The organism is Saccharomonospora sp. NPDC046836 (genome assembly GCF_040645195.1).
Taxonomy (GTDB): Bacteria; Actinomycetota; Actinomycetes; order Mycobacteriales; family Pseudonocardiaceae; genus Prauserella_A.
Map to the genome: position 1 here is coordinate 61814 of NZ_JBEYXW010000011.1, position 22248 is coordinate 84061.

21 protein-coding genes are annotated in these 22248 nt (G+C 67.8%); 12 read left to right on the plus strand and 9 right to left on the minus strand.

Annotation, left to right across the window (positions count from 1 at the left end; genetic code table 11):
- Positions 1–225 precede the first annotated feature (225 nt).
- A complete protein-coding gene (locus tag ABZ863_RS15185; RefSeq protein ID WP_358535523.1) occupies positions 226–2409 on the minus strand; it encodes an MMPL family transporter in 2184 nt (727 codons plus the stop codon).
- A gap of 193 nt (positions 2410–2602) precedes the next feature.
- On the opposite strand from ABZ863_RS15185, the gene ABZ863_RS15190 reads away from it, so the two are divergent.
- Positions 2603–3181: a TetR family transcriptional regulator gene (locus tag ABZ863_RS15190; protein ID WP_358535525.1), complete on the plus strand. Its 579-nt coding sequence runs from the start codon at positions 2603–2605 to the stop codon at positions 3179–3181.
- A gap of 4 nt (positions 3182–3185) precedes the next feature.
- On the opposite strand, the gene ABZ863_RS15195 is transcribed toward ABZ863_RS15190, so the two are convergent.
- From ABZ863_RS15195 to ABZ863_RS15215, 5 genes are all read right to left on the minus strand, one after another.
- On the minus strand, positions 3186–3731 hold the full coding sequence (locus ABZ863_RS15195) for an RNA 2'-phosphotransferase (protein ID WP_358535527.1): 546 nt from the start codon (positions 3729–3731) through the stop codon (positions 3186–3188).
- 58 nt (positions 3732–3789) lie between these two features.
- Complete coding sequence (soxR, locus tag ABZ863_RS15200; RefSeq protein ID WP_358535529.1) at positions 3790–4254, minus strand: redox-sensitive transcriptional activator SoxR; 465 nt, start codon at positions 4252–4254, stop codon at positions 3790–3792.
- Positions 4255–4308: 54 nt separating this feature from the next.
- Positions 4309–4497: a hypothetical protein gene (locus tag ABZ863_RS15205; RefSeq protein WP_358535531.1), complete on the minus strand. Its 189-nt coding sequence runs from the start codon at positions 4495–4497 to the stop codon at positions 4309–4311.
- A 149-nt stretch (positions 4498–4646) separates the two neighbouring features.
- On the minus strand, positions 4647–5786 hold the full coding sequence (locus ABZ863_RS15210) for an enolase C-terminal domain-like protein (RefSeq protein ID WP_358535533.1): 1140 nt from the start codon (positions 5784–5786) through the stop codon (positions 4647–4649).
- Positions 5787–5790: 4 nt separating this feature from the next.
- Positions 5791–6819 carry a LacI family DNA-binding transcriptional regulator gene (locus ABZ863_RS15215; protein ID WP_358535535.1) on the minus strand — a complete coding sequence of 343 codons (1029 nt, stop codon included), beginning with the start codon at positions 6817–6819 and terminating at the stop codon, positions 5791–5793.
- A 145-nt stretch (positions 6820–6964) separates the two neighbouring features.
- Here ABZ863_RS15215 and ABZ863_RS15220 point away from each other — a divergent pair, with 145 nt between their 5' ends.
- From ABZ863_RS15220 to lpdA, 10 genes are all read left to right on the plus strand, one after another.
- On the plus strand, positions 6965–7843 hold the full coding sequence (locus tag ABZ863_RS15220) for an ABC transporter permease (RefSeq protein ID WP_358535537.1): 879 nt from the start codon (positions 6965–6967) through the stop codon (positions 7841–7843).
- A gap of 24 nt (positions 7844–7867) precedes the next feature.
- Entirely contained in the window at positions 7868–8887 is a 1020-nt protein-coding gene (locus tag ABZ863_RS15225) for an ABC transporter substrate-binding protein (RefSeq protein WP_358535539.1), read from the plus strand.
- A 7-nt stretch (positions 8888–8894) separates the two neighbouring features.
- On the plus strand, positions 8895–9671 hold the full coding sequence (locus tag ABZ863_RS15230; protein ID WP_358535541.1) for an ABC transporter ATP-binding protein: 777 nt from the start codon (positions 8895–8897) through the stop codon (positions 9669–9671).
- 80 nt (positions 9672–9751) lie between these two features.
- Positions 9752–12931, plus strand: a complete 3180-nt coding sequence (locus tag ABZ863_RS15235; RefSeq protein WP_358535543.1) for a ThuA domain-containing protein — start codon at positions 9752–9754, stop codon at positions 12929–12931.
- Positions 12928–13779: a sugar phosphate isomerase/epimerase gene (locus tag ABZ863_RS15240; RefSeq protein WP_358535545.1), complete on the plus strand. Its 852-nt coding sequence runs from the start codon at positions 12928–12930 to the stop codon at positions 13777–13779. The genes ABZ863_RS15235 and ABZ863_RS15240 overlap by 4 nt, the downstream gene beginning before the upstream one ends.
- Positions 13780–14054: 275 nt before the next feature.
- A complete protein-coding gene (locus ABZ863_RS15245) occupies positions 14055–15008 on the plus strand; it encodes a threonine/serine dehydratase (protein ID WP_358535547.1) in 954 nt (317 codons plus the stop codon).
- Positions 15009–15049: 41 nt separating this feature from the next.
- Entirely contained in the window at positions 15050–15457 is a 408-nt protein-coding gene (locus ABZ863_RS15250) for a nitroreductase family deazaflavin-dependent oxidoreductase (RefSeq protein WP_358535549.1), read from the plus strand.
- A gap of 21 nt (positions 15458–15478) precedes the next feature.
- Positions 15479–15652, plus strand: a complete 174-nt coding sequence (locus tag ABZ863_RS15255; RefSeq protein ID WP_358535551.1) for a hypothetical protein — start codon at positions 15479–15481, stop codon at positions 15650–15652.
- The gene (locus tag ABZ863_RS15260) at positions 15622–16362 is read left to right on the plus strand and encodes a lysophospholipid acyltransferase family protein (RefSeq protein ID WP_358535553.1); all 741 of its coding nucleotides are present in this window, start codon (positions 15622–15624) and stop codon (positions 16360–16362) included. Before ABZ863_RS15255 ends, ABZ863_RS15260 begins: the two co-directional genes overlap by 31 nt.
- A gap of 9 nt (positions 16363–16371) precedes the next feature.
- Positions 16372–17772 (plus strand): dihydrolipoyl dehydrogenase, encoded by a 1401-nt coding sequence (lpdA, locus tag ABZ863_RS15265; protein ID WP_358535555.1) that lies wholly within the window; start codon positions 16372–16374, stop codon positions 17770–17772.
- A gap of 323 nt (positions 17773–18095) precedes the next feature.
- Here lpdA and ABZ863_RS15270 read toward each other — a convergent pair whose 3' ends face one another.
- From ABZ863_RS15270 to ABZ863_RS15280, 3 genes are all read right to left on the minus strand, one after another.
- Positions 18096–18470, minus strand: a complete 375-nt coding sequence (locus ABZ863_RS15270; RefSeq protein ID WP_358535557.1) for a VOC family protein — start codon at positions 18468–18470, stop codon at positions 18096–18098.
- Between the two features lie 222 nt (positions 18471–18692).
- Positions 18693–19475, minus strand: a complete 783-nt coding sequence (locus ABZ863_RS15275) for a DUF222 domain-containing protein (protein ID WP_358535559.1) — start codon at positions 19473–19475, stop codon at positions 18693–18695.
- A 538-nt stretch (positions 19476–20013) separates the two neighbouring features.
- The gene (locus ABZ863_RS15280) at positions 20014–20934 is read right to left on the minus strand and encodes a DMT family transporter (RefSeq protein ID WP_358535561.1); all 921 of its coding nucleotides are present in this window, start codon (positions 20932–20934) and stop codon (positions 20014–20016) included.
- A 154-nt stretch (positions 20935–21088) separates the two neighbouring features.
- On the opposite strand from ABZ863_RS15280, the gene ABZ863_RS15285 reads away from it, so the two are divergent.
- Complete coding sequence (locus ABZ863_RS15285; RefSeq protein ID WP_358535563.1) at positions 21089–22057, plus strand: aldo/keto reductase; 969 nt, start codon at positions 21089–21091, stop codon at positions 22055–22057.
- The last annotated feature ends 191 nt before the right edge of the window (positions 22058–22248 follow it).

Sequence of the window (22248 nt, forward strand, 5' to 3'; positions counted from 1 at the left end):
GCGTGGCGGTGCGGGTGGCGGAACCTCAGCCTCCCGCCCGCCAGCCCGACCGCCACCCCTGGTCGAGGCGCTCCGCGCCGCAGTGTCCTCGGCTGCGGGATCTCCTCCTTATGAATGTCCAATTCACCACGTCGTCGCTGTCCTCGCGAGAAGACGGCTGAGAACCCGCGGCGGTGTGAGTTGCATGCCCCGCGCAAGCGGCTCCGCCGCTTATCAGAAAGCTGCTTAAACTGGTTCGAGGGTGGGGTCGGAACCGTGGCCGCCTTCGCGTCGCCCTTCGGCGGTGGTGAGGCGCTCGCCCTCGACGTCCACATTGGGCAGGATCCGGTCGAGCCACTTCGGCAGCCACCACGCGTGTTTGCCGAGTAGCGACATCACCGCCGGGACGATCGTCATGCGCACCACGAACGCGTCGACCGCGACCCCGAAGGCGAGCGCGAAGCCGATCGACTGGATCAGCGTATCCGGTGCCAGCACGAACCCGGCGAAGACACTGATCATGATGAGTGCGGCGGCCACGACCACGCGGGAACCATGGGTGAAGCCGGTGACCATCGCGGCGCCGGGCGCGGCACCGTGCACGTACTCCTCGCGCATCCGGGTCACCAGGAACACCTGGTAGTCCATCGCGAGCCCGAAGAGCACGCCGATCAGCAGGATCGGCAGCATGCTCATGATCGGCCCCGTCGACTCGACACCGAGCACGTCGCTCAGCCAGCCCCACTGGAACACCGCGACGACGGCGCCGAAGGCGGCGATGACCGAGCCGAGGAAGCCCAGTGTCGCCTTCAGCGGCACGATCACCGAGCGGAACACCAGCATCAGCAGGACGAACGCGAGGCCCACGATGAGCGAGAGGTACGGCAGCAGAGCATCGGCCATCTTGCGGGACACGTCGATGTTCATCGCGGTCTGACCCGTCACGCTGATGCTCGCACCCGTCTGGTCGTGCAGCCCACCGGCTTCGGCGCGGATCGCGGTGACCAGGTCCTCCGTGGCGGCGCTGCTGGGCGAGCTCAGCGGAATCACAGTGAGCAGCGCGGTGTCACCGGCGGCGTTGAACTGCGGCGGAGTGACCGCGGCGACGTCGTCGAGTGCGGCTATCCGTTCGGTGACGGCTCGGGCGGCACCCTGCGGGTCGCCTTCCGCTTCGAGCACCACGGTGAGCGGACCGTTGGCGCCTTCGCCGAAACCGGAGCTGATGAGGTCGTATGCCTTGCGCTGCGTGGCATCCGGGGCCGCTGTGTCGTCGGTCGGCAGGCCGAGTCGCATCGACAGGGCGGGAATCGCGATCACCAGTAGTGCCGCGACGGCGCCGACCAGCACCAGGATCCGGTGTCGTGCCACGAAGGACGCCCAGCGCTGACCCGCGGTCGGCCCATCGGAGTCGATCCGGCGCAGGCCGGGGATCCGGCCGCCGAGCACCTTGGTGCCCGCGAAACCGAGCATGGCTGGCAGCAGTGAGACGGCGATCAGCACGGCGACGGCGACCGTGACCGATGCGGCGAGGCCCATCTCGCCGAGCAACGGGACACCGACGACGGTGAGACCTGCCAACGCGATGATGACGGTCAGCCCGGCGAACACGACGGCGGACCCGGCGGTGCCGACCGCGCGGGCGGCGGCCTCCTCGGGACTCAGCCCGGTGCGGAGTTCGTGGCGGTAGCGGGAGACGATGAACAGCGCGTAGTCGATCCCGACCGCGAGCCCGATCATCAACGCCAGCACCGGTGTGTTGGCGTTGAGTTCGAGGAAGCCGGACGCCATCGTGATCCCTGCCATGCCGACGCCGACACCGATCAGTGCCGTCAGCAGCGGCAGCCCGGCGGCGATCAACGAGCCGAACGTGATCACCAGCACCACGGCGGCGATGGCGACGCCAATGGCCTCCGTGGCCTCCGTTTCGAAGGCCGGCATCACGGCGTCCCCGCCGAACTCCACCGCGAGCCCGGCCTCGCGGCCCGGCTCGGCTGCCGCGAGCAACGCCTCCCGCTCGGTGTCGGTGAGCTCGAACCCGGGTACGGGGTAGCTCACCTGGGCGAGCGCAACGCGGCCGTCGGGGGAGATGGACCTCGTCTGGAACGGGTCCGTCACCGCCGTGACCCTCGGCGCCTCGCGCAGCGCGGAGACGACCTCCTCGACGGCGGCGCGGTCCAGGGTGGCGCCTTCCGGAGCGGCGATCGCGACGCGCGCCGTGGCACCCCCGACACCCGCCTCGGGAAAGCGTTCCTCGAGCTGGTCGATGGCACGCTGGGACTCGGTGCCCGGGATGGTGATGGAGTTGGTCATCTGCCCGGACAGCGTGAGGGCGCCGAGGCCCAGCCCCAGGAGCAGGACCACCCACACCCCCGTCATGAGGCGACGGCGCCGGAAGGAGAACCGGCCGAGTCGGGAAAGCAGAACAGCCACGCCAGGCTCCTTCTGGGTGTGGTCTACACGATCGGGTACTTCCAAGCTAGCCGATCGGCTAGGCGAGTCCAAGCCGGTCGGCAAGTGTGTGACTTGCCGGACAGCAAGTGGCGAACTAGCCGATCGGCAGGTAACGGCTTGCCGGTCGGCTAGGCGGGGCGTACTGTCGGGCTGCTTGTGAGGAGGATTCCCAATGACTGCCGGCACCGTCGCCGAGGACACCAGGTCACGCCTGCTCGCCACCGCACTGAAACTGTTCAGCGAACACGGTGTGGAAGGCACGTCGCTGCAGATGATCGCGGACGAGCTGGGTGTCACGAAGGCGGCTGTCTACTACCACTTCAAGACCAAGGACGAGATCACCGAGGCCGTCGCCGCGCCAGCGCTGCGCGAGCTGGGCGTGATCCTCGACGACGCGAGCACGCAACGGACGCGGGGCGCGCAGATCGACCACGCACTGGCCGGATTCGTCGACCTCGTGGTGCGTCACCGCCCACTGGTGGGCCTGTTCAACACCGATCCCGGAATCATTCGGGCAATCAACAGGTCACTGGAGCGCCCGGCGGACGAGAACGTCATGGAGCGCATGATGTCGCTGCTCGCGGGCCCCGATCCGGACCTCGCCGGCATTCTCACGGTGAAGGTGCTGCTCGCGGGCGCCGCGCTGGCCGCAGGTGGCTGCGCACACGCCGATGTCGACGACCGAACGCTCGAACAGCACCTCATCGATATCGGCAAGCGCCTGCTCGGGCGGCCGCGGCGCCGCGGCTGAGAACCTACCGGCGGCGGAGGAACGCGGGTGGGACGCCGCGGGTGAGCCACACCCCGTTGGCGCTGACCCGGAACTCGTGCCCCGCGTCGGCCATCGCCTGTGCGTCGACTTCGAGCACCACGGGTGTGCCCCGGCGGGCGCCCACGGCGGTGGCGGTGGCGACGCTGGCGGACAGGTGGACATCGTGGCGGCTCATCGGCCGCAGCCCCGCGCGCAGGATCGCGGGCAGGAACCGCGCTACGGTTCCGTGGTAGAGCACGGCCGGTGGAATCGCCATCGGCAGGTTCAGCTCCACAGCGACGCTGTGCCCCTGGTTGGCACGGATGCGGCGGCCGGTCTCGTCATAGGCGAAGCGCTGCTTGTCGTTGCGGGAGACGACCTCGTCGAGGTCGGCCCTGGTGAGGCGAAGCCCGTGCCCGGTAAGCGCGGTGAGCAGGACGTCGACCTCCACCCAACCGTCCGTCGTGAGGTCGATGCCAATGCGACCGGGTGCGTGCCGTAGGTAGTGCGAGAGTTTCTTCGAGACGCGGATGACGTCTGTTTCATTCATATCGCGCACTATTCGCGCACATCGGTCGTCGTCCGCGCAACCACTTTTCGCGGGGTAGTCAGATGCCGCCCTCGGCGGCCGGTTTCAACAGGGGCGCGCCGGGACCCAACGACGACATCCTGTCCTCGGAGTTGTGCAGACCGCAGGTGCGCAGCGAAAGACAGCCACAGCCGACGCAGCCGGTGAGCTGATCGCGCAGCCGCTGCAGGGCATCGATCCTGGCGTCGATCTCGTCGCGCCAGTTGCGGGACAGGCGTGCCCAGTCCGCCTTCGTCGGGGCATGGTCGCGGGGGAGCGCGGCCAGCGCCTGGCTGATCTCCTCCAGGGTCAGGCCCACCCGCTGGGCGGAGCGGATGAAGGCGATGCGGCGTAACACGGTCCGCGGGTAGCGGCGCTGGTTGCCTGCCGAACGCTGCGAGCTGATGAGCCCGCGGTCCTCGTAGAACCGCAGGGCCGTGTGCGGTACGCCGCTGCGTTCGGCGACCTGTCCGATACTCAGGTACTCGGCGAGCTTGGTCGTCACGACCGCCACAGTACCCCGACTTCCACCATGGTCGAGGTTGCGGCGCGACGCAGGTCAGTGCTCCCTGTTGGCCGGTGAGCCCCTGGTCGCACTGCTCGCGGGCCGGCTGTGACCGACGTCATCGCGGAGGTGCCGGCGCAGTTGTCTGGGCAGCACGACGTCAACGATCGCCGGGAACGGCTCGCTGTCGATGTCGTCGCGCCAGGCTCGCAACAGACGATCGAGTCCGTCTTCGTTGGCCACGGTGGCCTCCCAGGGCAGAGCGTAACCATGTTACTACCCAGAGGAGCCAGTGTGTAGACCTTCTTTGCCGGGGACCGGGCGGCGGGCACTTCGTTTGGGCAACATCCATAGTGGAATATCCATTGTGGACGAACAATTGGCGAAGCCGGTCAGGACAACGGATCGAACGCCAGCTGGCGCACCACCGACTCGTCAACCTCCACACCGAGCCCGGCACCGGTGGGCACCTCCGCGATGCCGCCGGTCACCTGGACACCCGACGCGTACACCGAGTCCACGAACTGCCTGCCGTTGAGGTCGACCGGGGTGTCGATGCCGAACGCGGCGAACAGGTGCAGCGACGCGGCGAGGCCGAGATCGGAATCGGTGAGCCCGGAGCCCATCAACCGTACGCCGCAGTCCTCGGCGAGCGAGCAGAGCCGCAGCGACAGTGTCAGCCCGCCGCTGCGCTGCACCTTGGCGATGGCGACATCGACAGCGTCCAGCTGGACGAAGGTGGCCAGATCGCTCGGGTGCCGCAGGCTCTCGTCCAGCGCGACCGGGATGGGGGAGTCGCCGCGCAACCGGCGCAGGCCGACGATGTCGTTGGCGGGCAACGGCTGCTCGAACGCGGTGACCCCGAGCGCGGCGAGCTCGTGCGCCATGCGCAACGCCGAGTCGGTCGTGAACGCCTGGTTCGCATCGACCCACAGCGGCGCATCCGGTTCGGCCTCGCGCACCGCGCGCACGACCGCGAGGTCCTCCCGCTCGCCGTGCAGGCCGATCTTGACCTTGAACGCCCGGTAGCCGAGCGCGCGGCCCTCGGCAACACAGTCGGCGACCTCGGCCGCCGTCTGCCCGGACACCATCCAGCCGAGCGTGATCCGGTCCCGGCGCCGCCTGCCCCACAGGGTGCTGACCGGTACCCCGATCGCCTTGCCGAGCACGTCGTGCAGCGCCATGTCGACAGCGGCCTTGGCCAGCGGGGAGCCGATGGTGAACCCGCGGTTGATCGCCCGGTCGAACGCCGCCGTCACGCCGTCGAGGTCCCAGCACGGGCGCCCGAGCACGGCCGGGGCGAGGTAACGGTCGATCGTCGTGACGATCGACTCCGTCGTCTCGTACGTCCAGGCGGGAATCGGTGTCGCCTCACCCCAGCCGCTCACCCCGTCCGCGCTGACCTTGACGAGCACGCGCACGCTCGGCTTGCCCGCGACGGCGACCGCGCCGCCGGAGACCCCGAACGAACGTAGCGTCGGCAGCGCAACGGCGAAGGTCTCGATCCGCTCGATCGTCAGGTCCTGCACCATTACTTCACGCCCTCCTCGTGCTGTCGCGCAGGACGACTTCGCCGTGCAGCCGCACGACCCGGCTGCGCGAGCCCCTGGTGTCACGAATGGCCAGTTCCATCGCGCGCTCGCCGAGCTCCTCCAGCGGCAGCGCCACGGTGGTCAGCGGCGGCGTCAGGTCACGAACCACCGGGATGTCGTCGAATCCGGCGAGCGACACGTCGTCCGGAACGGAGAGGCCCGCCTCGCGCAGTGCGGTGAGCGCCCCGATCGCCATCACGTCGGTGACCGCGAACACGCAGGTCGCGTCGAGCCCGCGGGCCAGCAGCTCGCGCATCGCGGCGTGGCCGCCGTCGCGGGTGAACGGCGCCTCCACGATGTCGGCCTCGGCGAGCTCCACGCCGGCCGCGGCCAGTGTCTCCCGGAATCCCGCGAGACGGTCGACGACCGTGGTCAGCGCGCGCGGGCCGGCGAGCACCGCGAAGCGCCGGTGGCCGAGGTCGAGCATCGCCTGTGCCAGCTGGGCGGCACCCTCACGGTTCTCCGGCTGAACGCTGTCCACCCGCAGGCTGCGGTGCCTGCTCACGACCGCGACCTGCCCGCCACCCCGCCGGTACGGGTCGATCTCGGCGGCGAGTGCCCGCTCCCACGCCTTGTCCTCGAAGCCGGAGCCGACGAGCAGGATCGCCGAGGCGCGCTGGGCACGCAGCATCGAGATGTAGGCGATCTCCTTCTGCGGATCGCGGAAGGTGCTGGCCAGCATCACGAGTAGCCCGTTGTCGCCTGCGACCCGCATGACGCCGCGGGCGATGGCCGCGAAGTAGGGGTCGCTCACGTCGTGGCAGATGACGCCGACCGTGCGATGCGAGGCCCCGGCCAGCGCCTGCGCGTGTGCGTTGGGCGTGTAGGCGAGCTGCTCGGCCGCGGCGAGCACCCGCTCGCGCAGATCCGACCTGACCTTGGTTGTCCCGTTGAGCGCCCGGGACGCGGTGGCCAGCGACACCTCGGCGGCGCGGGCGACGTCCTCGAGCGTCACGTGGGGGCGGGCCTCCATGGCAACTCCTGTTTCAAAGAAAGCTTGACCGGGTTTCCCGGTCTGCCTACTCTACCTGAAAGCGCATTCAGAAAGCGCTATCAGCACTGCGAGTTCTGGCATCGATCGGGTGCTTCCCAGCACGTTCGAAGGCGAACGGAGGGTCATGGTCACGCACAGTCAATCCGCGCGTACCGAACCGGCTGGGAAGCCGCCCTCGGACGGTGTGACCGAGCGAAAGCGGCCAGGAGCGGTGCAGCGTTTCGGCGGGTTCCTGGAGCGGACGTGGCGGCCGTTCGCGCTGCTCGCCGCGCTGTTCGTCGTGTGGTGGGCGGTGACAGCGGCGGAGCTGATCGAACCATACCTGGTGCCCTCGCCCGGCGATACGTTCGACGTGATCGCGCAGCGGCCGCAGTACTTCTGGGAGCACACCTGGACCACCGCGTACGAGACGGTGCTCGGGTTCGTCATCGCCGCCGTGATCGGCGTGTTCGCCGCACTGGTGATGGTCCAGTCGGCCACCGTCGAGAAGACCCTGTATCCGCTGCTGCTCTTCGCGCAGGTGATCCCGAAGATCGCGATCGCTCCGCTGTTCGTGGTGTGGCTCGGTTTCGGCCTCGGACCCAAGATCGTCGTCGCCGTGCTGATGGCGTTCTTCCCGGTCGTGATCTCCATGGTCACCGGGCTCAAGTCCGTCGACCCGGAGATGCTGGAGCTGTCGGCGACCATGGGCGCGAAGCCGGCTCAGACCTTCTGGAAGATCCGGTTCCCTGCGTCGCTGCCTCACCTGTTCTCGGGGCTGAAGGTCGCCGCGACGATGGCGGTGACCGGCGCGGTGGTCGGCGAGTTCGTCGGCGCCGACGCGGGCCTCGGCTTCGTCATCCTGCAGGCCAACGGCAACCTCGACACCCCGGTGCTGTTCGCCGGGCTGCTGATCATGTCGCTGCTCGGCGTCCTGCTGTTCGTGCTCGTGGAATGGCTGGAACAGCTCGTGCTGCCGTGGCACGCGAGCCGCCGCGCCGAAGGCGTCACCACAACTATGTGAACCCCTGTGAGATAAGGAAAGCAGATGAAGCTACCCGCACTCGTCGCCGGTGTCGCCGCGGTGCTCCTGTTCGCCGTGGGTTGTGGTGGCTCCGAGCCGGAGACCACGACCAACGCGCAGGGCCAGACCCTCGACAAGGTCACGCTGACCCTCAACTGGTACCCCTACGGTGAGCACGCACCGTTCTTCTACGGCAAGGCGCAGGGCATCTACGAGAAGCACGGGATCGACCTGGAGATCAGGGCGGGGCAGGGATCGCAGAAGACCGTGCAGGCCACGGCGGCCGGCCAGACCGACTTCGGCTGGGCCGACACGCCCGCGGTGCTGGCCGGGGTGTCGCAGGGGCTGGACGTCAAGAACATCGGCGTGTTCCTGCAGACCACCCCGGCGTCGGTGCAGTTCTTCACCGAGCAGAACATCAGCTCGCCGGCTGACCTCAGGGGCAAGACCATCGCGACCACCGCTGGTGACGCGCTGAGCAAGACGTTCCCTGCTTTCCTGAAGGCCAACGGCCTCGCCGAGGGTGACGTTTCGCTGCAGAACACCGACGCCGCCGGCAAGATGGCGGCCGTTATGTCGGGGCAGACCGACGCGCTGCTCGGCTACGCGACCGACCAGGGCCCAACGATGCAGGAGAGGGCCGGCAAGGAGGTCTCCTACCTGCGCTTCGCCGAGCATGGCCTGAACTTCTACAGCAATGGTCTGATCGCCGCGCAGGACGTGCTCGACGAGCGGGGCGACCTCCCCTCGCGGATGGTCGCCGCGACGAGCGAGGCGTGGACCGCGGTGCAGCAGAACCAGCCCGCCGCCGTGGACGCCATGCAGGGTGCCTCGGAGCAGTTGCCGTCGAAGGAGGTGCTCGCCGAGCAGCTGGCCTCCACATTGGAACTGCTGCACACCGACAGCACGCAGGGCCAGGCGCCCGGGGTCAACACCGAAGCCGACTGGCGCGCCACTATCGAGATCTTCGCCGAGGCAGGCGTGATCGAGAACGCCGAGGAGCCCAGCGCCTACTGGGTCAGTGACCTCGCGCCAGAGGAGTGATCGGCGGATGCCTGAGTACGCGGTCGAGATCGAGGATGTCGCGGTGCGTTTTCGCACCAAGAAGCGAGACGTCACCGCGCTGCGCGACGTGACGATGCGGGTGGACCCCGGCGAGTTCGTCGCGATCGTCGGGCCGTCCGGCTGCGGCAAGTCGACCCTGCTGAAGCTGGCGTCCGGCCTGCTCGCGCCGTCGGCAGGCAGCGTGCGGCTGCTGGGTGACCGCGTGTCGGGTCCGCGCAAGGACGTCGGCTACGTCTTCCAGAAGGCCGCGCTGCTGGAATGGCGGTCGGCCCGCAAGAACATCCTGCTGCAGGCCGAAATGCGCCGCATGCCGGCGCGTGCGGCGGCGGCGCGTGCCGACGAGCTCATCGAGATGGCGGGGCTCCGCGGGTTCGAGGATGCCTACCCGCATGAGCTCTCCGGGGGCATGCAGCAGCGCGTCGCCCTGTGCCGTGCGCTGCTGCACCGCCCACCCGTGCTGCTCATGGACGAGCCGTTCGGCGCACTGGACGCGCTCACCCGCGAACAGCTCAACGTCGAGCTGCGCCGCATCTGGCAGGAGACCAAGACCACCGTGCTGCTGGTGACCCACTCGATCGCCGAGGCGGTGTACCTGGCCGACCGGGTCGTGATGATCACGGCGAGGCCGGGCACCGTCGCCGGTGTCATCGAGGTCAACCTGCCGGTGGAGCGGGACTACGGCAAGACCATGGCCGAGCCCGAGTTCACCAAGGCGACCCGGCACATTCGGGACCACCTCGGGGCGGCCGTCGTGGCGGACTGAGCCGATCGCAGAATCACCCGGCACCACAACCGAATACTTCCCGGCATGTCGTATTCGAACACTCAATGGAGAGGGTCCACATGTCCGGATCGAGACGTGCCCGTGTGCTCGCGGCACTCCTCGCGCTGTTGCTCGCCGCCGGAATCGCCTCGGCGCTTCCGGCGACCGCGCAGCAACGCTTCAGTGTGCTGGTGTTCTCCAAGGTCACGAACTTCTACCACGATTCGATTCCCGCCGGCATCGCGGCGATCGAGCAGCTCGGCGCCGAGCAAGGCTTCGCCGTTGAGTCCACTGAGGACGCTGCCGCGTTCACCGATGAGAACCTGGCGCGGTTCGATGCCGTCGTCTTCAACAACACCAACTCCACGCCGGCTTCGGGTGACCTGCTCGACGCGGAACAGCGTGCGGCGCTCCAGCGCTACGTTCAGGGCGGCGGTGGCTGGCTCGGCCTGCACGCCGCCTCGGCGAGTGAACGCGACTGGACCTGGTATGAGGGTCTGGTCGGGGCGATCTTCGATCACCATCCCGTTCCACAGGTCGGCAGGGTCAAGGTCCTCGACCGAGCCCATCCATCTACAAAGGACATTCCGGAGCTGTGGGAACAGCACGAGGAGTGGTACAACTGGCGCGTCAACCCGACCGGCAAGGTGCACACCCTCGCGCAGATCAAGGTGCGCGACGGCATCACCGGTCTCGACGAGGGCGTCGACCACCCCTACTCGTGGTGCCAGAACTACGACGGCGGGCGGTCGTGGTTCACCGCGGGTGGGCACGCCGCGGAGAAGTTCTCCGACGAGCTGTTCCGCAAGCACCTGCTCGGCGGCATCGAATGGGCTGCCGGTGCCGTCGAAGGTGACTGCTCGGCGACGCAGACCGGCAACTTCCAGCGTGTCCCACTCGTCTCCGAGGGGCTCGCGGACCCGTTCGAACTGGCCGTGGCACCCGACCGGCGCGTGTTCTACATCCAGCGCACGGGCGCGCTCAAGGTGATCGACCAGGGCACGCTCGAAGTCACCACGGCGCTGGACTTCCAGTACACCCCGGAGATGACCAGCCAGTCGGATGGGCTGCTCGGGCTCACCCTCGATCCCGACTTCGCCGAGAACAACCAGCTGTACCTGCTGTACTCGGATCCGGCGGAGGCGAAGCTCAACCTGTCGCGTTTCACGGTGTCGGCCGACAACACCGTCGATCCCGCGACGGAGAAGGTGCTGCTGGAGATCCCCACCTTCCGCGGCGAGGGCAGGGCGAACTCGCACATGGCCGGGTCGATCACCTTCGGCAACGACGGCAACCTCTATATCGCCACCGGCGACAACACCGACCCGTTCGCCTCGGACGGGTTCACGCCGATCGACGAGCGCGATGGCAGGCGCGCCTGGGACGCGCAGGGCACCTCCGCGAACACCAACGACCTGCGCGGCAAGGTTCTGCGGATCACTCCGCAGTCCGACGGCACCTACACGATCCCCGAGGGAAACCTGTTCGCACCCGGCACCGCGTCGACCCGGCCGGAGATCTATGTGATGGGTCTGCGTAACCCGTTCCGCATCACCGTCGATCCGCAGACCAGCGCGCTGCTCGTCGGTGACTACGGTCCGGATGCGCGGCAGGCCGATCCGGCACGCGGTCCGGAAGGGACGGTGGAGTTCCTCCGCATCACGGAGGCGAGCAACCAGGGCTGGCCCTACTGCACGGGTAACAACACGCCGTTCGTCGACTATGACTTCGCGACCGGAACCTCCGGCGAGGCGTTCGACTGCGGCAACCCCGTGAACGACTCGCCCAACAACACCGGGCTCCGTGAGCTGCCACCCGCGCAGCCGGCGTGGATCTCCTACGCCTACTCGGCCTCGGCGGAGTTCCCCGAGCTGGGGACCGGCGGCGGCGGTCCCATGGCGGGGCCGGTCTACGACTACGACCCGGACAACTCACGCGTCACGAAGTTCCCCGAGTACTTCGACGGCAAGTGGTTCAACTACGAGCTGACCCGCAAGTGGTTCAAGGTGATGTCGGTCCAGCAGCGAGACCAGACGTTCACCGACCCGCGCTTCGCCCCTGTCCACAGTGGAGACCTGTTGTCCATCAACTCGGTCTTCGCGGACATGGAGTGGATCCAGCCGTTCGAGGCGCAGTTCGGCCCCGACGGCTCGCTCTACGTCATCGACTTCGGTGCCGGCAGCGGAACCGGGCGCGGTGGCAGCAACGACGGCGCGGGGATCTACCGCATCGACTACGTCGCCGACGGGCGGCCGCCGACGGCGAAGATCACGACCTCCGCCGACTCCGGCAAAGCGCCGCTGAATGTCAGCTTCTCCAGTGCGGGCTCGGCAGGCGGTGACGGCGAGCCGGTCACCTACGCCTGGGACTTCGACGGCGACGGCACCACGGACTCCACCAAGGCCAACCCGTCGCACAAGTACACCAAGCGCGGTCAGTACACGGCGCGGCTGACGGTGACCAGCACCGAGAACCCGGACCTCACGGCCGTCGCCGTCACCGAGATCACGGTCGGCAACACCCGGCCGGAGGTGCGGATCGTGCTGCCGCCGGACGGCGGGATGTTCGAGTTCGGTGACACGATCCCGTTCCGGGTAGAGGTGACCGACCGCGAGGACGCCACGATCGACTGCTCGAAGGTCGTGGTGCAGTCGCAGCTGGGCCACGACGATCACCTGCACCCAATGGACAACGTCACGGGCTGCACCGGTGAGGTCGCCACGGACACCGGCGACAGCCATGGGCCGGGCCAGAACCTGTACGCGGCGCTGAGCGCGCAGTACACCGACGGCGGCGGCAAGCACGGCGTGCCACCGCTCACCGGGTCGGCGCACGTGACGCTGGAACCCAAGCACAAAGAAGCCGAGCACTTCGAGGACGCCAGTGGTGTCGAGGTGCTGAGCAGGGCCGATGCCTCCGCAGGCAAGCGGCTCGGCGAGATCGAACACGGCGACTGGGTGGCCTATGACCCGATCAACCTGCGTGGCATCGACTCGCTGACCGTCAGCGCCAGCTCGGGCGGCATCGGCGGCACGATCGAGTTTCGTGCCGACGCGCCGGACGGTGAGCTGCTCGGCTCGGTGCACATCGCCAACACGGGCGGCTGGGGCAACGTCGTCACCCGCGACGTCACGCTGACCGATCCCGGCCGGACGGTGAAGCTCTACCTCGTGTTCGTCAACCCGGACTGGTCGGCGGACCAGCCGGACCTGCTCTCGCTGGATGTGTTGCAGTTCAACGGAAAGGGCGTGACCGGATGAGTACGCGAAGGGACTTCCTGCGCCTGGCGGCGGTGTCGAGTGCGGCGGTGGCCGGTGCGAGCGGGCTGCTGGGTGGCACGGCGCTGGCGTCGGGGCCGCGCCGCGTGCCGCCCGGCCACATCGGCATCCAGCTGTACACGGTGCGTTCGCTGATGACCTCCGATCCACAAGGGACGCTCGATGCGCTGGGCAGGATCGGCTACTCGACGGTGGGCGTGAGCGGGTTGTACGGGCACACGCCGCAGCAGTTCCGCGCGATGCTGGACCATGCGGGACTGCGGGCGGTGCTGACGCACCTCTCGCTCGACGCGATCCGCGGCGACTGGCAGCGCGAGCTCGACAACGCCCACGTACTCGGTGTGAAATGGGTCGTGGTGCCGTCGCTGCCGAGTTCACTGTGGACACCGGCGGGCTACCGGCAGGTGGCCGCGGAGTTCACCGCGGCGGGTGAGGCGGCGAGGGCGGCCGGGCTGAAGTTCTTGTACCACAACCATGATTTCGACTTCCGGACCGTCGACGGCGAGGTGCTCTACGACATACTGGCGAGCGAGACCGACCCGAGGTATGTGGACTTCGAGCTCGACCTGTACTGGATCATCCGCGCCGGGTACGACCCGGTGGCCTACTTCGAGCGTTATCCCGGCCGGTTCCCCGTGTTCCACGTCAAGGACATGGCGCCGGGCGGAGCGTTCGAGGACGTCGGCTACGGCACGATCGACTTCCGCCGCATCTTCCGGCGCCGGGACGTCTCGGGAGTGCGGGAGTACGTCGTGGAGCACGACCAGCCGACCGACCCACTGGTGACCGCTGCCCGTAGCTACGAAACTCTGCACACGATCCGCTTCTGACCCGTTCGGGTTACCCTCCCCAAGGCCACCTTGGTTGCGTTGAACGCAACCAAGGTGGCCTTGGGGCTTTTTCGTTTACGTAGCGTGAGGTGGAATGGCTAGGCTGCGGCCCGGTGTCCTGGGAGGGGAGTCACTGTGCCGGCCTGGCTGTTCGCGGCTTGCCGGACCGGTCCGCGCTGCTCGGGCTGGTGGCGCTAGGGCTGTTCCGCCTCGCCGCTCGCGCGCCGACCGCCGTCGTCCACAGTGGCACGCCTGGCTGAGGCAGACTCAGAGCCGTGGAACTCGTGACGATCGACGACATCCGCGCCGCCGCCGACCGCATCCGCGGCGCGGTCGTGCGCACTCCGCTGCTGCCGAGTCCGTGGGCCGACGCGGAACGCCCGTTGTGGCTGAAGCCGGAGAACCTGCAACCGATCGGCGCGTTCAAACTGCGGGGTGCGCAGAACGCGATCGCCGGCCTGGACGCGCGCACCCGCCGGCGCGGGGTGGTCGCCTACTCCAGTGGCAACCACGCGCAGGCCGTCGCCTACGCCGCCCGCACGTTCGGCATCCCGGCGCACATCGTCATGCCCGATGTGACGCCCCAGGTCAAGGTCGACAACACCCGTGCTTACGGCGCGGAGGTGGTCCTGGTGCCGATCGGCGAGCGGGAGTCAGCGGCCTACGAGCTGGTGGAGCAGCTGGGCGCGGTGCTGGTCCCACCGTTCGACCACCCGGACATCATCGCAGGGCAGGGCACGATCGGTCTGGAGATCGCGACCGACCTGCCCGATGTGGAGCTGGTCCTCGTGCCGGTCAGCGGCGGCGGGCTGGCGTCCGGCGTCGGCACGGCTGTCAAGGCGCTGGCCCCGGATGCGACGGTGATCGGCGTGGAGCCGGAACTGGCCGGCGACTCACAGGAGAGCCTGCGGGCAGGCGTGCTCGCGGACTGGCCGATCGACCGGCGTGCCCGCACCATTGCCGACGGCCTGCGTTCGCAGCCGTCGGACCTGACGTTCGCGCACCTGCGCGCTGTGCTCGATGACATCGTGACCGTCAGCGAGGACGAGATCCGATCGGCGATGGCGACGCTGGCGACGAAGGGCAGGCTGGTCGCCGAGCCGAGTGGCGCCGTGGGCCTCGCGGCCTACCTGCACAGGGCGGGTGAGTTGCCCCGAGGGCGGACCGTGATCGTGGTCTCGGGCGGCAACGTGGACCGTGATCTCCTGGCCGACGTGCTCGGCGGCTGAGGATTAGTGTGGGTATGTAGCAGACGAAGGGATGTTTACCCATGTTGTTCGGCGATGAGCACGTCCGCCGCTACGAGGAGACCAATGGTGAGGTCGGCCACGACTGGGAGCAGGACGCACCGGTCCTGATCCTCACCACCAAGGGCCGTAAAACGGGACAACCGCGCAAGTTCGCCCTGATCTACCAGGAGCACGAGGGCGACTACCTGGTCGTCGCGTCGAAGGGCGGCGCCGACAACCACCCCGGCTGGTACCTCAACCTGCTGGCCGAGCCCGACGTGCAGGTACAGGTGAAGGCGGACAAGTTCGCCGCGAAGGCACGCACGGCCGGTAAGGAGGAGAAGGCTGTTCTGTGGCCCAAGATGGTCAAGGTCTGGCCTTCCTACGACGAGTACCAGAACAAGACCGAACGGGACATTCCGGTCGTCGTGCTGGAGCGTGCCGACTGAACTTCCGGGAAGGGGACCAGGATGAGGCAGCAGCCGACCGTCGAGGTGGCCGGTTTGCTCGCCAAGCTCGCGGAGGCCGAACACCAGGCCGAGCGCGGCGAGTTCAACCCGGCGGAGGTACCCGGCCTGGTGCGGGCGCAGCGGATCGTGCGCGATCTCGCGGGGTGGCCGACGCAATCCGGCTCCGGCCACTAACCGCGCTGCGCTGGTTTCCCCGGAGCAGACGCGGATTCTGGTTCGGCCTGGCCATCGATCTGATCGCACCGGTGCTCGCGGTGGGCACCAGGTTGCGGGTGTCGGGCAGCCGGCACCTGCCGCGCGACGGCGGTGTGCTCGTCGCCTGTAACCACCTGTCGTTCGCCGATCCGATCATGGTGACGGTGTACTGCCTGCTGGGTGAGCGCGTCCCACGGTTCTTCGCCAAGGCGGGCCTGTGGAAGGTGCCGGTGGTTCGCAGTGTGATGCGTTCTGGTCGGCACATCCAGGTGCACCGCGGCAAGGCGAGCGCCCTGGAGGCGTATCGCGACACGGTCGATGCCGTGCGCGCGGGTGACTGCGTCGTCGTGTTTCCCGAGGGCACGTTCACCGACCGCGCGGACGGCTGGCCGATGAAGGCCAAGACCGGGCTCGCCCGGGTGGCACTCACGACGGGGACTCCTGTGGTGCCGCTGGCGTGCTGGGGGTCGCAGCACGTGTTGCCGGAGGGCGTCTGGCTGCCGCGGGTGTTTCCCCGGCGCCGGGTCGAGCTGGTGGCCGGCCCGCCGGTGGACCTGTCGGATCTGGTGACCGACAAGCCGACCGCGAGCCAGCTCCGCGAGGCAACGGAACGCATTATGACGGCGGTCACGTCGTTACTGGGTGAAGTGCGTGGGGACGACCCGCCACCCGAAATAGTGAAGGCATAATCGGCGACCATGAGCGAACACTTCGACGTTGTGGTGCTGGGGGCAGGGCCCGGTGGGTACACCGCCGCCGTCCGTGCGGCTCAGCTCGGATTCGACACCGCCATCATCGAGGAGCGTTACTGGGGTGGGGTGTGCCTGAACGTCGGCTGCATCCCGTCGAAAGCATTGCTCCGTAACGCCGAACTGGCGCACCTTTTCACCACGGAAGCGCGCACGTTCGGCATCCAGGTCGACGGAACGGTGACCTTCGACTACCTCGCCGCGTTCCAGCGCAGCCGCAAGGTCGCCGACGGCCGTGTCAAGGGCGTGCACTACCTCATGAAGAAGAATGCGATCACGCAGTTCGAGGGGCGTGGCGCGTTCGTCAGCGACAAGGCGATCGAGGTGCGCCGTGCGGGTGGGGAGACCGACACGATCACCTTCGACCACTGCATCATCGCGGCGGGTGCCACCCCGAAGCTGCTGCCGGGCACCTCGGTGAGCGACCGCGTGGTGACCTACGAGGAGCAGATCCTCGCGTCCGAGTTGCCGGACAGCATCGTGATCGCCGGTGCGGGGGCCATCGGCGTCGAGTTCGCCTACGTCCTGCACAACTATGGCGTGAAGGTCACCATCGTTGAGTTCATGGACCGGATGGTGCCGCTCGAGGACGAGGAGGTGTCGGCGGAGCTGGCCCGGCGGTACCGCCGACTCGGTATCGACGTGCTCACGTCGACCCGCGTGGAGTCCATTGAGGACGATGGCGAGCGGGTTCGGGTCACCGTGTCCAAGGACGGCGAGCGCCAGACCATCGAGGCTGGCAAGGTGCTGCAGGCCATGGGTTTCCAGCCCAATGTGGACGGTTACGGGCTGGAGAACGCGGGCGTGCAGCTCACCGAGCGCGGCGCGATCGATGTGGATGGCCGCTGCCGCACGAGCGTGCCGCACATCTTCGCCATCGGTGACGTGACGGCCAAGCTCATGCTCGCCCACGCGGCCGAGTCGATGGGCATCATCGCGGCCGAGACCATCGCCGACGCCGAGACGATGGAGCTCGACTACCGCATGATCCCGCGGGCGACCTATTGTCAGCCGCAGATCGCCAGCTTCGGCCTGACGGAGGAGCAGGCGCGTGCGGAGGGCTACGACGTGCAGGTCGCGAAGTTCCCGTTCACGGCCAACGGCAAGGCACACGGCCTCGCCGACACCGTGGGCTTCGCCAAGATCGTCAGCGATGCCAAGTACGGCGAGCTGCTCGGTGCGCACCTGATCGGCCCCGAGGTGACCGAGCTCCTGCCGGAGCTGACCCTGGCCCAGCAGTGGGACCTCACGGTGCACGAGGTGGCCCGCAACGTTCACGCCCACCCGACCCTCGGCGAGGCAGTGAAGGAAGCCATCCACGGCCTAGTCGGCCACATGATCAACATGTGACCTCCCGTCAGCCGGGAGCGGGGGACCGGCCCCGTCGCGAGTCCCCCGCTCAGGCACGCGAGTCCCCCGCTCAGGCGCGTGAGTTGCCCGTTCGGGCGCGCGAGTCCCCCGGTCTGGTGGGCGAGTGCCGCGCTCCGGGCCGCGAATTCCCCGCTCCGGCGAGGCCGAGGCCGAACCGCGATGCGCCGCGTGCCTGGAAGTCACGTTGGTCGGGCTCGATCCGGTCTCGCCAGCGGTCTTCTGTGGACATTCGGGGTCACGGTGTCGACCCTTGCCCCGCAACCTGGTGTTTCGGGTCGCGGCGCAAGGGCCGACTTCGCCGATCAGAGGTAGGGGCGGGTGATCATTTCGATCGCGTGACCTGCGGGGTCCATGAAGTAGACCCCTCGTCCGCCGTGCTCGGTGTTGGTTTCGTTGGGACGAGTCATCTGTGGGTCCGCCCAGTGCTCGATGCCGGCTGCGCGGATCCTGTGGTAGGCCCGGTCGAACAGGTCGTCGTCGACCAGGAATGCGTAGTGCTGCATCTGGATTTCCACCGGAGGTTCGGCGAACTGCAGTAGGACGCCGTCGGAGAGCTGGATGTTGGTGAACGGTCCCCACGACGGCGCTTCCGGCAACTCGAAGAGCGTGCGGAAGAACTGTGCCGACTCGTTGCGGTCCTTGGCAGCGATGATGGTGTGGTTGAACGTGACTGTCATCTGGCTGTTCTCGCTATCGTTTCGTCTACGTGGCTGGATTGTTTGGCACGAGCGTGCTGTCGAGGAGGGCCACGCGACGAACGTTCCGGGCGCGATCTGTGCGCCCACGATGCGATCAGCTCACCACCGGGTCGCCTTTCCGTGTATGGCGTCGAGCCGTCCCGGTGATCACGGACAAAGACTATGCCTCACACGCGTCAGGGTGCAACCACCGGCCGACGATCAGAAGGGTGGTGGGTCGTGGAGTGGTTCGGGTTCGCTGGTGTAGGTGTAGCCGCTGGGTGTGGTGACGGTGACGGCGGCGGTTTCGCGGTGTAGGTGGTAGGTCCACCCGGGCCGGTTTTTGAGCCGGTGGTGGCGGCGGCGGCAGTAGTTGACGAGGTTGGTGTGGTCGGTGTTGCCGTGGCGGTTCCAGGGGGTGTGGTGGTCGTTGTCGCCGAAGTGCGCGGGGCGGTGGCACGCGGGGAAGCGGCATTCGCGATCTCGCACCCGCACGAATTCGTCGGTGACGGCGGGTGGGCGGTAGCGGCGCCGTCCCACGTCGATCGGCGACCCGGTGAGGGGATCGGTAACGATCCGCCGCCAGGTGGAGGAGGGCTGGTGGGCGATTTCCCGTGCCACCGAAGCGGGAACCGGACCGTAGCCCGCCAACTGGGCGGGGTTGTCGTTCAGCCCGGCCAGGGTGGTGAGATCGACGTAGACGTGCACGTCGGCCTTCGCCCCGGAACGTTCGGTGTGAGAGCCGAGCAGGAGTTCGGCGAACACGTCGGCGCGGAGTTGGTCGAGGGTGCGGGATTCGTTGGTGCCGCGCAGGGTGCGGGCCATCCGGTCGATGCGAGCGTAGGCGGATGAAGCAACCTCGGCGGGCAGATCGGCGAGCAATGTGGACATCCCGTCGTCACCAGGCAGCAACTGCACCGACCGCTCAGCCCGACGGTGGTCGGCCCGTTGAGCCGCGCCGTCCGGATCGGTTTTCATTGCCCAGTAGGTGGCAACCCGGCGCACCTGCTGAGGATTCCTGCCCTCAAGGCGAGGGGCGACGGTCGAGTCGACCTCCCGGGCCTGCGAGTCATTCAACCAAGCCGTAGCCGCAGCAACCTTCGAAGCCCGAAAGAATCGAGGACACCGGACTCCATAGCAGCCAAAGTCTGCGGCAACCGATGAACCAGAGCAGTAGACAGGTCCACGACTCGCCGAGCACGCTGCTCAGTCATTGACAACACCAAGGCCAACTCGGCAGTCACATCGGGAGAATGCCCGCGAGAGTCGTCGAACTCCTCAATGGCCCGATGCAACGAGGCGTCAGCCCACATCTTGAGCCGATTAAGACCCTCAATCCGGGCCAGAATTTGTTGGTCTCGCAAGGAATTCCCCACAAGGTCCATCATACCGAACCAGGTAGACCACTACAAGGAAGCTTGACCACGATACCCGAACCGTGGGGAACTGTCGCTAGTGGACAGTGAGACCAACCCAGCCCCTGGAGCGACAGTTTCACACGGGACGCCGAAGGCGTGCTTGAAACTCAAGAACGCCACCCAGTTCAGGACCGACGACGCGAAATCGCCACCCCCATAAGACAGATCACGCCACCAACAAGCCCAAAGGCGGTCGGCGTTTCGCCGAGCAGTAACCAGGACAGCAGGACCGACACCGCTGGAACGGCGTAGGTGGTCGCGGTGAGCCGACCGACGTCCATGCGACGAAGGGCGTAGGACCACGAAACGAAGCCGATTGCGGTCGGGAACACTCCCAAGTAGACGGCTCCGGCGACGGCGCTGGCCGGCGCCGTCTGCAGCTCGCTGATCAGCTGCGGCGCCCACGGCAGAAGTACCGCGGTCGCGACCAGGCAGCCGAGCCAGATCGCGGTGAGGCCGTCGACATGCCGCAACGTGACCTTCTGGATCATCGCGCCGGTCGCGTACAGCACGGCGGCCAGCGCGCACAGCACGATGCCGAGCCAGTCGTAGTGGGTGGACGAACCCAACGCGATGATCGCGACCCCACCCAGTGCCACAACGGAGCCCGCGATGAGTGGCCGCGGGAAACCTTCGCCGAGGAACAGTCCGGCACCGAAGGCCACCAGTAGCGGAGCCAGGTTCACCAGTAGCGCAGCGGTTCCGGCGTCGACGTGCTGTTCGGCGGCATTGAGTGCGACGGTGTACCCGGCGAGCCACAGCACGGCATACGTTGCGATCAGCGCCAGTGCTCGTCGAGACGGCGCACTGCGCAGGGCGCGCCGTCTCGACGATTGCACCATGACCACCACCGTGAGTGCGGCGGCGGCGACCGCGAGCCGGGCCAGCGCCATCGGCGCCGGAGACAGCGAATGTCCGACATCGCGGATGGCGACGAATGCCGAGGCCCACAGTGTCACGGTGATGCCGGCTGCCGTGGCTGCTTTGCGGGCATCGCTCTTCTTGTCAGCTGAAGTGGCGCCCGAGGTCAGCAGTTGATCGCTCACGCTGCCTATCGTCGCCGCGCAGTATGGACAGCACAAGCGATCAATTCTGCACAAACGTTAAGCAAAACTGTACGGTTCGCGCTCGGCCTACCATGACGATAGCGTCTGAAAATGAGATAGCATTGTCTCACTACTGGACGAGAGGGTGTTTGTCATGGTGAAGCGCAGGCTCGGTGCCACCGACATCGAGATCACGCCGATCGGGCTCGGCTGCATGCAGTTCGCAGGTCCAGGGCTGCTCGAAGGGTTCTACAAGCCGATCGGCCAGGAGACCGTCACCGAGGTGGTGCGGACCGCGCTCAAAGGGGGCATCGGCTGGTTCGACACGGCTGAGATGTATGGGAAAGGGGCATCGGAGCGAGCGCTCACCACGGCGCTGCGCGAACTCGACGTCGCGCCGGGGGACACCCCAATCGCCACGAAATGGACGCCGTTGCTGCGCACCTCTGCGAGCATCGGCCGCACCATCGGTGACCGGATCACCAGCCTGCAGGGCTATCCCATCGCGCTCCACCAGATCCACATGCCGCATGGCAGCTTCTCCCCGATTGCCAGGCAGGTTCGCGCGATGGCGACGCTGAGTCGCATGGGCACGATCGCCGCGGTCGGCGTGAGCAACTTCTCGGCGAGCCAGATGGAACGGGCGAGCCAGGTCCTGCGAGCGCACGGGCTCCCACTGGCGTCCAACCAGCTGCAGGTGAACCTGCTGGAGCGCAGCATCGAACGCAACGGCGTGCTGGAGTCCGCGCGGAAGCTCGGCATCACGCTGATCGCCATGTCGCCCTTGCGTAGTGGCTTGCTGACCGGGAAGTTCCACGAAGATCCCAGCCTGCTCGCGGCGTTGCCGAGGACGCGGCGGCTGCTGGGCAGCTTCACGGAGAAGACCTTGCGGCGCACCGCTCCGCTCATCGATGAGCTCCGCGCGATCGCGAAGGCCTACGGCGTGTCGGTCGGCCAGGTCGCGCTGAGCTGGCTCACCACCTTCTACGGCGACACCGTGGTCGCGATCCCCGGCGCGTCCAAGCCGCGTCACGCCGAGGAGAGTGCCGGGGCCATGCAGATCCGGCTGACGAGCAAGGAGCTCGATCGCGTCGACGAGCTCTCCCGGCGGTGCGCCCGCTAGTGGAGGTCCGAACCTTTATCGATGCACCGGGTGGGGCCTCTTCCCGGTGCAGGTCCGTCGAGCGCTGCCCGTTTCCCCATTTTCCCTGGTAGAAGCCCTGATCGCGCCGGTCGACGGTGCCCCTGTGACAGCAGGTAGTTGTTCACGAGCTCGCAACATCTCTTGACGGGTGTCGGGCGTCACTCTACTTT

Bases quoted from the DNA above. Each gene is read 5' to 3' on its own strand.
- ABZ863_RS15285 (WP_358535563.1), top strand. From the start codon at position 21,089: ATGGTGAAGCGCAGGCTCGGTGCCACCGACATCGAGATCACGCCGATC.
- ABZ863_RS15190 (WP_358535525.1), top strand. From the start codon at position 2,603: ATGACTGCCGGCACCGTCGCCGAGGACACCAGGTCACGCCTGCTCGCC.
- ABZ863_RS15240 (WP_358535545.1), top strand. From the start codon at position 12,928: ATGAGTACGCGAAGGGACTTCCTGCGCCTGGCGGCGGTGTCGAGTGCG.
- ABZ863_RS15255 (WP_358535551.1), top strand. From the start codon at position 15,479: ATGAGGCAGCAGCCGACCGTCGAGGTGGCCGGTTTGCTCGCCAAGCTC.
- ABZ863_RS15230 (WP_358535541.1), top strand. From the start codon at position 8,895: ATGCCTGAGTACGCGGTCGAGATCGAGGATGTCGCGGTGCGTTTTCGC.
- ABZ863_RS15210 (WP_358535533.1), bottom strand. From the start codon at position 5,786: ATGGTGCAGGACCTGACGATCGAGCGGATCGAGACCTTCGCCGTTGCG.
- ABZ863_RS15220 (WP_358535537.1), top strand. From the start codon at position 6,965: ATGGTCACGCACAGTCAATCCGCGCGTACCGAACCGGCTGGGAAGCCG.
- lpdA (WP_358535555.1), top strand. From the start codon at position 16,372: ATGAGCGAACACTTCGACGTTGTGGTGCTGGGGGCAGGGCCCGGTGGG.
- ABZ863_RS15215 (WP_358535535.1), bottom strand. From the start codon at position 6,819: ATGGAGGCCCGCCCCCACGTGACGCTCGAGGACGTCGCCCGCGCCGCC.
- ABZ863_RS15250 (WP_358535549.1), top strand. From the start codon at position 15,050: ATGTTGTTCGGCGATGAGCACGTCCGCCGCTACGAGGAGACCAATGGT.
- ABZ863_RS15235 (WP_358535543.1), top strand. From the start codon at position 9,752: ATGTCCGGATCGAGACGTGCCCGTGTGCTCGCGGCACTCCTCGCGCTG.
- ABZ863_RS15270 (WP_358535557.1), bottom strand. From the start codon at position 18,470: ATGACAGTCACGTTCAACCACACCATCATCGCTGCCAAGGACCGCAAC.
- ABZ863_RS15225 (WP_358535539.1), top strand. From the start codon at position 7,868: ATGAAGCTACCCGCACTCGTCGCCGGTGTCGCCGCGGTGCTCCTGTTC.
- ABZ863_RS15195 (WP_358535527.1), bottom strand. From the start codon at position 3,731: ATGAATGAAACAGACGTCATCCGCGTCTCGAAGAAACTCTCGCACTAC.